This window comes from Embleya sp. NPDC127516, assembly GCF_044765325.1.
Classification (GTDB): domain Bacteria; phylum Actinomycetota; class Actinomycetes; order Streptomycetales; family Streptomycetaceae; genus Embleya.
In genome coordinates, this window is record NZ_JBIWJT010000018.1 from 22,934 (window position 1) to 34,945 (window position 12,012).

At 70.8% G+C, this 12,012-nt stretch carries 12 protein-coding genes and 2 pseudogenes; 7 read left to right on the plus strand and 7 right to left on the minus strand.

Annotated elements, in window-relative coordinates; translation table 11 throughout:
- Nucleotides 1–554: 554 nt before the first annotated feature.
- The gene (locus ACIRL2_RS31225) at nt 555–2,180 is read left to right on the plus strand and encodes an alpha/beta fold hydrolase (protein WP_402236476.1); all 1,626 of its coding nucleotides are present in this window, start codon (nt 555–557) and stop codon (nt 2,178–2,180) included.
- A gap of 126 nt (nt 2,181–2,306) precedes the next feature.
- Here the strand turns inward: ACIRL2_RS31225 and ACIRL2_RS31230 are convergent, their stop codons facing one another.
- Nucleotides 2,307–2,666, minus strand: a complete 360-nt coding sequence (locus ACIRL2_RS31230; protein ID WP_395873911.1) for a peptidase inhibitor family I36 protein — start codon at nt 2,664–2,666, stop codon at nt 2,307–2,309.
- Nucleotides 2,667–2,944: 278 nt separating this feature from the next.
- Here ACIRL2_RS31230 and ACIRL2_RS31235 point away from each other — a divergent pair, with 278 nt between their 5' ends.
- On the plus strand, nt 2,945–3,370 hold the full coding sequence (locus ACIRL2_RS31235) for a hypothetical protein (protein WP_395873910.1): 426 nt from the start codon (nt 2,945–2,947) through the stop codon (nt 3,368–3,370).
- Between the two features lie 157 nt (nt 3,371–3,527).
- On the opposite strand, the pseudogene ACIRL2_RS31240 reads toward ACIRL2_RS31235, so the two are convergent.
- A pseudogene (locus ACIRL2_RS31240) lies at nt 3,528–3,659 on the minus strand (RidA family protein); the annotation flags it as partial.
- A 63-nt stretch (nt 3,660–3,722) separates the two neighbouring features.
- On the opposite strand from ACIRL2_RS31240, the gene ACIRL2_RS31245 reads away from it, so the two are divergent.
- The gene (locus ACIRL2_RS31245) at nt 3,723–3,971 is read left to right on the plus strand and encodes a LysR substrate-binding domain-containing protein (RefSeq protein ID WP_402236480.1); all 249 of its coding nucleotides are present in this window, start codon (nt 3,723–3,725) and stop codon (nt 3,969–3,971) included.
- Nucleotides 3,972–3,996: 25 nt separating this feature from the next.
- A complete protein-coding gene (locus ACIRL2_RS31250; RefSeq protein WP_402236483.1) occupies nt 3,997–5,103 on the plus strand; it encodes a hypothetical protein in 1,107 nt (368 codons plus the stop codon).
- Between the two features lie 24 nt (nt 5,104–5,127).
- Here ACIRL2_RS31250 and ACIRL2_RS31255 read toward each other — a convergent pair.
- Nucleotides 5,128–5,313: pseudogene (locus ACIRL2_RS31255) on the minus strand (GNAT family N-acetyltransferase); the annotation flags it as partial.
- On the opposite strand from ACIRL2_RS31255, the gene ACIRL2_RS31260 reads away from it, so the two are divergent.
- From ACIRL2_RS31260 to ACIRL2_RS31270, 3 genes are all read left to right on the plus strand, one after another.
- Complete coding sequence (locus tag ACIRL2_RS31260) at nt 5,303–5,668, plus strand: carboxylesterase family protein (RefSeq protein ID WP_402236486.1); 366 nt, start codon at nt 5,303–5,305, stop codon at nt 5,666–5,668. The pseudogene ACIRL2_RS31255 and the gene ACIRL2_RS31260 sit on opposite strands and share 11 nt — an antisense overlap.
- Nucleotides 5,669–5,878: 210 nt before the next feature.
- Nucleotides 5,879–6,781, plus strand: coding sequence for an aminoglycoside phosphotransferase family protein (locus ACIRL2_RS31265; RefSeq protein WP_402236489.1), 903 nt, complete (start codon nt 5,879–5,881; stop codon nt 6,779–6,781).
- Nucleotides 6,782–6,964: 183 nt separating this feature from the next.
- Entirely contained in the window at nt 6,965–7,360 is a 396-nt protein-coding gene (locus tag ACIRL2_RS31270) for a PPOX class F420-dependent oxidoreductase (RefSeq protein ID WP_402236491.1), read from the plus strand.
- A gap of 126 nt (nt 7,361–7,486) precedes the next feature.
- Here ACIRL2_RS31270 and ACIRL2_RS31275 read toward each other — a convergent pair whose 3' ends face one another.
- The 4 genes from ACIRL2_RS31275 to ACIRL2_RS31290 form a co-directional block, all read right to left on the minus strand.
- Nucleotides 7,487–8,629, minus strand: a complete 1,143-nt coding sequence (locus tag ACIRL2_RS31275; RefSeq protein ID WP_395873905.1) for an FAD-dependent monooxygenase — start codon at nt 8,627–8,629, stop codon at nt 7,487–7,489.
- Nucleotides 8,630–8,691: 62 nt separating this feature from the next.
- Nucleotides 8,692–10,254 (minus strand): hypothetical protein, encoded by a 1,563-nt coding sequence (locus ACIRL2_RS31280; protein WP_402236494.1) that lies wholly within the window; start codon nt 10,252–10,254, stop codon nt 8,692–8,694.
- A 14-nt stretch (nt 10,255–10,268) separates the two neighbouring features.
- A complete protein-coding gene (locus tag ACIRL2_RS31285; RefSeq protein WP_402236497.1) occupies nt 10,269–10,880 on the minus strand; it encodes an ATP-binding protein in 612 nt (203 codons plus the stop codon).
- On the minus strand, nt 10,877–11,785 hold the full coding sequence (locus ACIRL2_RS31290; protein ID WP_395873902.1) for an MEDS domain-containing protein: 909 nt from the start codon (nt 11,783–11,785) through the stop codon (nt 10,877–10,879). Before ACIRL2_RS31290 ends, ACIRL2_RS31285 begins: the two co-directional genes overlap by 4 nt.
- Nucleotides 11,786–12,012 lie beyond the last annotated feature (227 nt).

Sequence of the window (12,012 nt, forward strand, 5' to 3'; positions counted from 1 at the left end):
CCGAAACCACGGTACCGGGGCACGAACTCGCCCCAACGAACGCGCCATCACAACCGCGGCCGAATCCCACCGCCCCATGCCACCACTCCACCCCCCACCCGACCCACCACACCGCCGGCACGTCGACCCGCCCACGCCGCTGCCCACCGTCCGGGCGCATCACAGCCCGATCGCCCGATCGACCCGCTGCTCCACCACCCCACCGGTTCGCCGATAGACCACTTCACTCCCGCCCCCACCACCCCACCAACCGCGCCCGCCACTCCGCCACTCCGCCGGTCTATCGACACACCTCCCCGCCCGCCCCTCGGGCACCCCGTCGCTTCGCCGGCGGTGCCTCCTCGTGCCGGAACCGTTGCTTCCGGTGGTGTGTCCGGCGGGCGCGCAGCCGAACCTTCCGGTTGCCGCAGCGGAGCGGTCCATGGCTCTTCCGTCTTGGTTTACCGGCGCGTAACTTACTCGTGAGTCACCCTCCGACGCCGTCCCAGGGCGTCGCTTCGCCACGCATTCCCGCTGGTCGGGCCACGCCCCGACCATGACGTCAGGAGACCCTCATGGGTCAATTCCGCATGCGCCCACGCGCTGGTGTGCGCCCACGCGCTCGTGCGGTCGCCGTCGTCTCGGCCGCGATTCTCGCCGGGACCGCCCTCGGTCCGGCCGCCTCGGCCGGCACCACCGTCGCTCGCGCCCCGGCGGCCGCCGTGCAGACCGCCGCCGGGACGTCCCTGCGCTTCGTCGACATCCCCGGCGACGGCGGCACCAAGCTCGCCGCCAACGTGACCACCCCGACCGGCGGCGCCCCCGGCACCCGCTACCCGATCGTGGTGCTGCCGACCAGTTGGGCGATGCCCCAGATCGAGTACGTCGTCCCCGCGCAAAAGCTCGCGGACAAGGGCTATGTCGTGGTCGGTTACAACTCGCGCGGCTTCTGGCAGTCCGGCGGCGAGATCGAGACGGCCGGCCCGAAGGACATCGCCGACGCGTCCAGGGTGATCGACTGGGCGCTGGCCAACACGCCCGCGGATCCGGCCCGGATAGGCATGGCCGGCGTCTCCTACGGCGCCGGGATCAGCCTGCTCGCGTCCGCGTTCGATCCCAGGATCAAGGCCGTGGTCGCGATGAGCGGCTGGGCCGACCTGATCGACTCCATCTACAGCGGTCGCACCGAACACGCCCAGGCCGCCACGCTGTTGGGCGGTGCCGGTTTCCTCACCGGTCGTCCCAGCGCCGAACTCACCGAGATCCTGAAGAACTTCCTCTCCGGCAACCTGGCCAAGGAGGCGGAGATGATCGCGTGGGGCGCCAAGCGCTCACCCGCGACCTACCTCGACCGGATCAACGCCAACGGCGCCGCGATCATGCTCGGCAACGCGTGGGGCGACTCGCTCTTCCCGCCGAACCAATACGCCGACTTCTATGGGAAGTTGACCGGCCCCAAGCGACTGGAATTCCGTCCGGGCGACCACGCCACCGCCGAGGCGGGCGGCCTGTTCGGACTTCCCAACGACATGTGGGCCGACTCGACCCGCTGGTTCGACCACCACCTCAAGGGCGTCGACAACGGCATCGACCGCGAGCAGCCCGTGCAGCTCAAGTCCCGTACAGGTGAGGGCGGTTACGAGGGCTTTTCGAGCTGGGCGGCCGTACCGTCCTCGACCCGCACCATCGCGCTCAACGGAACCCAGCGCGTCCTGGCGAACATCGACTCCGGGGCGAACGGCGGCACGATCTTCCTGTCCAGCATCCTCGACCAGTTCCTCCAGGTCCCGCCGGTCGCCTCGATCCCGCTGCTGCCCAGGGCGTTCGCGGGCGTGTGGCAGAGCGACCGCTACGACACGCAGACGAAGGTGCGCGGTACAACCAAGCTGCACACCACCGTCACCGCGTCGCACGAAAGCGGAACGATCTTCGCCTACCTGTACGACGTCGGCCCGCTGGGTATCGGCAAATTGGTGACCCACTCGCCGCTGAGCTTCCACGGCAGGACGCCGGGTGTGGCCTTCCCGGTCGACATCGACATGTTCGCGACGGCCTACGACGTCCCGGCGGGCCACCGCCTGGCGGTCGTGGTGGACACCGTCGACCCGCTGTACCTGGAGCACAACCCGTTCGCCGCCGGACTCGCCTTCTCGTCACCGGCGAACGACCCGTCCACGGTAACGGTGCCGGTCCGCGACTGAGGCCGAGGCCGAGGCCGAGGCCGAGAACGGAGGCCAAGGCGGCGACCGGGGCCAAGGTCGAGCCCGAATTCGCCCACGCAACGGCCGGTGCCCCTCGGACACCGGCCGTTGCCACCGCAACAGACCTCAGCAGGCGCCCGGCCCGACACCGTCGATCCGACCGCCGAAGTCGCCGAGGTACTTCGAGCGCCAGTCACCGTTGAACACGTCGCGCTTCTCCACCGGGCTCCAGTTGATGAAACAGGCCCTGGTGCTCGCGACGGCGGATCCGACGTGATCGTGGAAGGCCGGCGGCATATCGCGGTAGCCACTGCGCGCGGTCCACTCCCACGTGTTGCCGTGGAAACCCTCCCCGGTCCAGAAGCACACCGAGCCGTCGTTGCAGGACGGCGGCGCGGCCGGCGCCGCACTCGCACTCGTCGCCGGCAGCAACAGGGCGGTAAGGGACAGAGCGGCGGCGAGCGCCAGGGTACGCATGCGCATCATGGGTTACTCCACAATCGAAGCACTCGAGACAATCGAGACGGCAACGGCGATCTGCCGCGACGCCGCCATGCTCCTGACCCGGGCCCCGAACTCGCCATACCTCCCGGTTGTTACCACCCGATCGGGGACATGCCATCCCCATACGGCCCAGCGTCGCAATGGCTGGTCGTCGTCCGCCCCATGCCACTACGCTGCGCCGGTGATCATTCTCCTTGTCCACCCGCGACCGGCCCTCAGGGCACCTTCGAGCCGCACCGGGCGCTGACATGGCGCCTTTCGTGGACCGCATCACTCCGTACGACCCGGCCGCGGCAAACTCGACCTCCGGCCGTATTCCCACCCGCACCCGCATCCGGCACGACGCGCGCGAGGCCATCGCGACCGCGTACACCGCCGCGACAGCCGGATTCGCCCTCGACGCCGCCATCCATCGCCTGGCGATCGACAATCCGGTGGCGAACGGGTTCCATTCCGACGATCGCACCGCGGACGACGGACTCCGGGCCGAACTGAGCGAACTGGTCGCCGCCCGAGGCCCGGAGCTTCTGGAAGAGCACCGCATAGGCAACGCGTTTCGCTGGCACCGGCTCGCCGGCGGAGCCGAAATCCGCTCCACGGGCGCCCGGTTGACGCCACGCGCGCGATTGACGGTATGCCCGGACCCGCCGACCCGGCGGTCGAAGCGGGCGAGAGAGTACGTGTGACCATCACCGAAATGGACCGCGAGCGCCGCCGCATCGCCCTTTCCTTCGGCGACATCGACGCCTTCAACGACTCCGACCACTCCGGCTGAGCCCGAGGAGGCGGTCCCTCGGGCCCACCCCCCGATCCACGCGCGGCCACCCCACGGGCGGCGGGCCACTACGCGATGGCCCGCCGCGCGTACACCTCGATCTCGATCCTCATCCGGGGATCGGCAAGGCCGCACATCAACATCGTGGCGGCCGGTCGCACTTCGCCGAAGCAGCGGCGCAGCACCGGCCAACACGGCTCGTTACAACCGGATCATCGGCCTGTGCACCGCGTCGGGCTTCACCACAGGTGACCCGGCACACGGTGGAATGGCAGACCGTCTGCGCCCTGGTGGAAACCGGCCTGGGGGTGTCCCTGGCCCCGGCGAGCATCCGACGCATCCGCCTCAGGGGCGTCGCCTTCCGCACCATCGACCCGGACGCACCCCGCACCCGGGTCGCCGTCGCGTGGCGTAAGGAGGACGACAGCCCGCTGGTGGGCAGCCTTTTGACGGCCATCGACCAGGTTCCGCCGGACGGCTCTCGGAGGTTCGGCGGTCGGGCCGTGTCCTAGGAGATCGCGTCGCCGTTGAGTCGGCATGGGAACTTCGGGGTCGGGTGGGATCGTTCCGAACGGCTTGTGGGGGCGGAGCAGGAGCACACGCAGACGATTCCTCGGCATCGCCACCGCGGTCGGTGCCGGCGCGTATCTCGGCGGCACCCGGACCGCGTCCGCGGCGACGGGCGATCCGGGGCCGGCACCGGAACTGCGGGCCCGCGAAGCGATCTTCGCGATCGACACCGCCATGCGTGAGAGCTACGACGCGCTCCGGGCCGAGGTGATCAAGCAGCTCGGCCCGGTCATCGTCATCGAGAACGATTACCGGGGCGGCCGGTACACGCTCATCCACAACGGCGAGCGGGAGTCCTTGCACCCCGTCTCCGACATGTTCGAGCTGGCCAAGTCGGTCGCCCACGCGCCCCTGGGCATCTACTCGATCATCGCGCCGTATCTGAGCCGCCGAATCCCGGAACTCCCCAGCTCCGCCCGCCTCGACCAGCACGACCTGGACATGGTGGCGTTCAAGGGCCCGGGAACGAACGGATGGATCAGCCCGCTTCAGGACTTCGGTGCCACCCTGACCACCGCCCGGCGGCAGCTCGGCAACGCGCGCATGGCGCGCGAACTCGAAGCGTCCTGCGTACGGATCCTCGACGCCGCGATCGAGTTCATCGACGAGTCGGCGCGGCGCGGCTCGTTCGACATGGCGTCTTTCGAGACCTTCACAGGCGGCTTGAACGACGCCATCGAAACCAACATCAAGCACGCGTCCCGCGCCCAGATCGAGGGCGTGGAAGCCCTCATGGGGCGCTGGCGGGACAAGGTCGGCCGAGCGGACTGGCCCGGCCTGTACATCGTCGTCCTGTCCATCTGGACGACGTCCGCCCAGAACCAGAACTCGATCATCGTCAAACACTTCATGGACCCCGCAAGGGCCGACTCACACCTGATCGACCTCCAGACGGCCCAACCACCCACCGACCCCATCCACGTCGCCCTCGACAACCTGGCCCGAATCGTCCAGGACAACGTCGCGGCGGAAATGGTCTTCCCCCTGAACCCACAACCGGCGGACGCCTTGAAGGGCCGCGAGGACCTCCTGACCCAGGAAATCCTCCACCAACTCGCCTGCCCTCACCGCTGAACGGTCACCAGGGCAGGCCGGTCCCTATTGGCCGAGCGGCGCGTTCTCGATCGCCGTCGCACGGCGGGTCAACACGCGGGTGATGTGGCCGTCGTCCTCTTCGATGTCGCGGACATGCTCGAAGCCGATTCTGTCCAGCAGGACCAGCGAGGCATCGTTCGACGCGGCCACGGTGGCATGCACCTCGGTCAGGCCGAGAGTGTCGAAGCCATCCTCCGCCACCACCCACGTATACGAGTTCGGCCGGCGTTCGCCCAAGACGCGCGAGGACTCCCGGCCCTTCGGGGCATGCCACATCGCGGAGATCCCGTTCATCTGGCAATCCCTCGACGCCTCCGGCGTGGACGAACTCGTCGTCAGTCCTCCCCGCGATCTCGCCGACGAAATGCACCGGCGCTGGGTGGAGTTCATCCTGACCGGCGCACCGACGGACTGGCCCGCGTACGACACGACACAGCGCCCGGTCATGACCTTCCGCCGAGACAACGAGCCGGTGAACGAGATCGTCCCGGACCCGCGCGGACACGAACGGCTCCTGTGGGAGGGCTCGCTCGACCCCGAGTGAGCGAACCGCCGGCGAGCGAAGGCGAGCAAAGCGCCCGGCGAGCGAACCGCCCATCGAGCAAAGCCCCCGGCGAGCACCGCACCAGTGGCCGAACCGCCCTCCGGGCCGAACCTGCCCGAGCCACAACCAACCGGCCGGCGCCGCGCCTCGTCGCGCCGCCGGCCGGAAATGGTTTGACGCTCGCCCCCGCCGCCGGTCGGATGGCCATCCATGAGCACCGCCCCGATGCATCCCGATCTGCACCCCGTCGACGAGGACCTGGTACGGCGGCTGCTCGCCGGGCAGTTCCCCCAATGGTCCGCGACGGCCGTACGGCGATTCCCCTCCGGCGGCACGGTCAACGCCATGTACCGGCTCGGACCGAACCTGGTCGTACGGCTGCCGCTGGTGAAGGGCGGTGCCGGGGACGTGGCCCTCGAACGGGAGTGGCTGCCTCGACTCGCGCCCTTGCTACCGACGGCCATCCCGGAGGTGCTCGGCGCCGGAGAGCCGGCCGAAGGCTACCCGTGGTCGTGGTCGATCTACCGGTGGCAGCCGGGCGCCAACCCCGAGGCCGGGGCGCTGACCCAGCCCACGGCGCTCGCCGAGGATCTGGCCGGCTTCGTGACGGCCATGCGAGGCATCACCCTGCCCGGCGCACCGCGGGCCCATCGCGGCGGGCCGCTGACCGCACTCGACACCTCGACCCGGGCGGCGATCGAGGCATTGCGCACGATCCCGGACGAGGGCATCGACTGCGATGCGGTGACCGCCGTATGGGAGGACGCACTCCGGGCGCCCGCCTGGGACGGGCCGCCGGTGTGGCTGCACGCCGACCTGATGCCGGGAAATCTCCTGGTGGACGATCGCGGCAGGCTGACCTCGGTGATCGACTTCGGCTGCCTGGGCGTGGGCGATCCGGCCTGCGACCTGTTCCCGGCCTGGAACCTGCTGCCGATCGAGGCCGGAAAGACCTTTCGCAACGCACTCGACGTGGACGACGCGACCTGGCGGCGCGGCCGGGGCCGAACGCTCTCCCAGGCCCTGATCGCCCTGCCGTACTACCGCACCACCAACCCGACCATGACCCGCAACGCCCGACACGTCATCCGAACGGTGCTGGAAGAAGCCTGAGGTCGGCCGGCACCCTGCACCCAACGCGCCCAACGCGCACCCACCCACCACCCACGCATCCATCCGCCCGCCCGCCCGCCCAAGCCATCGAGCCTTGACATCAAGGCGACTTGAACTTCTAGGCTCCAGACGAGCATCCGGGGCCTCGGGAGCCCCGGCCCACACGGACGGAGCGCGGCGAACATGGCGATCTACACCGAGGTCGAACGTACGTACCTGATCGGGCAGGGCCTGGGCCGATTGGCCACTGTCGGCCCGAACGGCGTGCCGCAGGTGCGGCCCGTCGGGTTTCGGCTGAACGAGGACGGGACCGTCGACATCGGCGGACCCAAGCTCAGCACGAGCCAGAAGTGGCGCAACGCCGAGCGCAATCCGGCGGTGGCGTTCGTCGTGGACGACATGACGCCGGACGAGCCGGGGGCCTATCGGCCGGGCTGGGGTCGCGGCGTCGAGATCCGCGGCCGGGCCGAGCTGCTCCGCGACCACGAACCGCCGTTCGCAGCCGACTTCTTCAGCAACGAGGTGTTGCGGATCCACCCCGAGCGAGTGATCGGCTGGAACCTCGAGGACGGTTCCTGACCCGAGCGGGCACGCGGCACTCCGACCACTCCCTCCCCCGACATCGCCCGATTCCCGGACGATGTCGGCGGACGTGCCCGACCGCAGGCATCGCGCGGGCATCGCGCCGCCGACGCACCGCCGTCGTCACCGAGTGCCGATCGACGCCCCCAACGCGTGTCCGCCGAAGCCGTCGTCCGCGTGCTGGGCGGCCCACCAGTCGACCATGCGCTCGGGCGTCATCGTGGTCCAGTCCGGCGTGTCCTCGACCATCGCGTAGCCCATCGCCCGGGCGACCCGGACCAGGTCCGCGCCCGCCGGATAGCGGTCCGCCTGATAGCGCGCCAGCACGTCGTCCCACGACCCGTTCGGCCCCACCGCCAGGCACGCGCTCTCGAACGCCACCGCGTCCTGGATGCCCTTGACCGCACCGCTCGCCACATGCGGACGTGCGATCGCCGCCGCGTCGCCCGCGACCAGCGTGCGACCGCTCGTGTACGCGTCCACCACCAGGTCGTTGATCGGCTGGATCAACGTCTCGCTCTCCGGGGTGGCGGTCACCAGGTCGGCCCAGAACGGCGGGAAGTACTTGCGGACCAGCGCGAGCAGCCCCGGCCGGGGGTCGGCCGTGCCGCCGACCGCGCTGTACAGGCCCCACGACATGCGGTCGCCCGTGCTGCTCGGGATGCGGTACATGACGCCTTGGCCGTTCGGGATGCAGATCGAGATCAGGTGGTCGATCGGCTCGTGCTCCCACGGAACACTCCCGCGCCACATCGCATAACCCGCGTACTGCGGTACCGCGGCGGGGAACAGCGCGGTCCGTACGGCGGAGCCGTATCCGTCGGCGCCGACCACCACGTCGTAGCGCTCCCGGGTGCCGTCCGGCAGCACCACGTCGCCGTCCGCGCCGAGGGTGACCGGCGTACCGCCGCGATAGTCCACCTCGGCCGGCACCCGGCGGCGCAACCCCTGCCACAACTGGCCCCAGTTGTAGACCCGGAACGCGGCCGACTGGTCCCACAACAAGCGGCCCCGCGCGGAACCGCCGTCGTCGACGAGCCATTTGCGCCCGACCACGTCCCGCCACGGGGTGGTGTCGTCGACATAGCCGGCGGCCTCCAACTCCACGTAACGGTCCACGTGCAGCGCGATGCCCACACCTCGATCGGCGAGTTCGCCGGTGGTGCGCTCGTACACGGTGACCTCGGCCCCGCCGCGCGCCGCCGCCAGCGCGAACGCGCAGCCCGTGATACTTCCGCCGACCACGGCGACCCTGCCTATCGGCATGCCCATCTCCCCTTGTCCGCTTCCGACTTCGTACAGATGTCCGCACGAGCCCCGGAAGGACCCTACGGGATGTCGGTGGCGATCCGATCACGGACAACGATCAGTTGGGCTCGCCTGGTTTCGTCGAAGCGGATCTCGGCCTCCGTGTCGGGTTCGTTCACCGGAAGTCGGCGCCGGGCGTCGATCAACGTGGTCAGCCTCGGCAGCGCGCCGGCCGCGTGCCGGCCCATGTCGGCAAGCACCGGAAGCGCGTGCGCCCCCACGTACTGGTCCCCGACCACCGCGGCCAATTCCCCGACGAGACGATCGGCGATCCCGGCGTCCACGACACCGTGCACTCGCCAAACGACGCTCGCCAACTCGTACTTGAGCACCGATCCACGCTCGAACAGGCTCATCGCCTGCCGGCCTTGACGTTCCGTCAAGCCGCCGCACGCCATCAACCCGATCAGTGCCCGAGCGGCCCTGCGCCGCGACTCGACCACCTCGATCGGCTGTTCCGCCAACCACGCGTCGACGCCGGCGCGCCCGCCCACCACCCGCCGGGCGGCGAAGACCGCATGCAACTCCGGTACGGCCGCGTCGACTCGCGGTGGCTCGCCCAGTTCGCGCGCCGTTAGCCGGTCCGCCTCACCCGTACCCGCCGCCCACCGTTCGGCCGCGGCCCGCCACAGATCACCCGACAGCCGCAACACCCGCAGCGTCTCCTCGCGCAAGGCCGGACCCGCGCCGGCCGCGACCTCGGCCAGGGCGGGCAGGATCTCGACCGGCCCGGTCCGCCACAGCCGGACGGCCGCCGCCGCCATCTCCACCCCGACCCACCGCACGCCCTCCTCCTCGGCGGCGAGCAACGTCCTCACGACGCGGTGGCATTCGTCCTCGTGGTCGTTGCGGGCCAGGCGCCACGCCCAAGTCGAGCCCCACGAGCGAGCGTCGAGGCCGATCCGGTCCACCGCCGCCGGCAGGTCCGCCAGGATCGCGTCGTTCAGCGCACGAGACCGGGCCCACGGAACACCCTCCGCGCCCGACAACCCGAGCACCGCCGGCACCCGGACCGTCGGGTCGCCATCCTCCGACAGCGTCGTGAACAGGGCCGCGAACCTGTCACCGGTCCCGAGCAGGGCGTTCACGCCCGCCATCCGCACCGCCGGATCGGCGGACCCCGGCAGCCGCGCCGAAACCTCCTCGACCTCGCCCGTCGCCACGAACAGCGGTGCCGCCGCCATCCGGACGGCAGGCTCCGAGTCCACCACATACGCCGCGGCACGCTCGGCGACAATCGGCCAGGTTCGTCCGAACTCGCGCAACGAGCACAGCAGTTCGATGGCACGCACGCGCATCTCGACCGCTCCCGCGTCCGCGAGTCCCAGCAGCACACGCGTCATCGGTCCGTCCCGGTCCGCGCGCACCGCCTCGAAGATCGCCGTCCGCTCCGGCCCTGCTGCCACCGCCGCCGCGCCCGACCCCACCGCCCACTCGATCGTGCGCCCGTCCGGCATCGCCGGCCCGAGCGGCATCACGCGCCCACGCGCCATGACCTGTGCGTCCGCCACCGCGCACTCGCCCACCATGGCCTGTTCGGCCGCCATCCCCTGCTCGACCGTAATCGCCCGTTCGTCCGTCATCGCGATCGACGGTGTCACACCGCAGGCGGCGGGCCCATCGAATTGCGGCGGCCGTCGGGGTCGATCGAGGTCGGCCCCGAAGCCGCCGCGGTCTCCTCCACCTCCGGTCGACCGCCCGCGTCCACTCGACCGCTCACGTCCGCTCGACCTCCCGCCTGGGGTCGACCGCTCGCCTCGGGGGATGCCGCGCCCGCCGACGTGCCCAGGTGCATCGTGATCCGCACGACCACACCCTCGGCACACTCGGCCACTTCGACCTCGTCGCACAACGCGCGGGCGATCCACAATCCCCGCCCCGGGGTCTCGTGCTTGTCGGTCAGCCGCGGAAAACTCCGCCGTCGGCAGCCGTTCTGTTCCTCACGGCTCGCGTGGATCTCACAGACCACCCGGCCCGCCCGGGGCACACATCGCAACAGGGCCGGCTTCGAGCCGTTCGTGACCGCGCACGCGGCGATCTCGTGCACCGCGAGCACCAGACAGTCGGGGCGGTCGTCGGCCAGGCCCACCGCGTCGGCGTGCCGACGCACCACGGCACGCACCAGGCACAGGTCCGACGCGCCGAACGGCAGCACCTCCACCGGGCCCCCGGTACCGGAGCGGGCGCGGTCGCGGTTCGGGCCGGTCACTGCGTTCCCCCACTACGCTCGCCGGACGGTCGGTCCCCGTCCACGATCAGGCCACCGGCACCGCTCCAGCCGAGCAGGTCGACCACCTTGCGTACGGCCGGCCCGGCGGCGCGCAGGACCAGTCGCCGGTGCGGGCCCAGCGCCGCGGCGGCCCGGTACAACGTTTCCATCGTGCTCAGGTCGGCGAACTCCAGCGCGGACAGGTCGACCACCAGATCGCGTCCCGGCTGCGCGGCGGCCCGCCGCAACGCCTCCTCCAACAGACCCAGGGTCGCCACGTCGGCCTCGCCGATCAGCCGCAGCCCCTTGGTCGTGTCGGTGACCTGCAGGCTGGGCGGACGGGCCCGCCCGGTGCCCGCGACGATCGGGTGTAATCGTTCCTGGGCGTCGATCTGCACCGAGCTGAACTCGCGCGGGTCGTACAGGCAGATCCCCATCGCCCGGCGGCCGGGCAGGCCCAGGCCGGCGAGCCGCTCGAACTCGTGCAGTTCGTCGTACCCGACGCCACCGGCTCGGCCCCACGTCATGTCACCGCACACCCGCAGGCCCCGATAGCCGTCCTCGAGCGCCTGGTCCACCGCCGCGAAGAACGTCTGCGCCATCCCCTCGGGCGTGAACTCACCTTCCCACAGCGGTGTTCGGCCGACATCGACGACCACCAGCGAGCCGTCGGCCTCGCGTTCGGCCGGCCGCGTGGGTCCTTGGGACAGCGTACTCATCAGCCAGGATCGATCGCGCCGGCCGAGCAGGCACATCACCCGCTCGTCGGCGGACAACCCGTCCCGCACGTAGCTGTGCACCGCGAGCCGGACCACCGCCTCGTCGGCCGACACGAAGCAGCAGTGGCTGCCGTAATCCATCGCTCCCACCGCGGCCACCGTGGCCCCGGCCTGGGAAGTGTCCATCCGCGTATGCCCCCTGTGGTCCCGGCATGCCTCGGGCCCGGCCCGGGCGCTCGCCCCGCTCCAGACCGTAGTGCCCCCGACCGGTACCCCCGCGCGAAAACAGTCAAGAAAGCTTCTTTCGGGGGTATCCGCCGCCCGACCACGGCACAATCGTTGGGTCCCGGTCGACACCACGGCCGACACCACGGTCGGCCCCGCATCATCCCGCGACCACGATCGCGAACCCG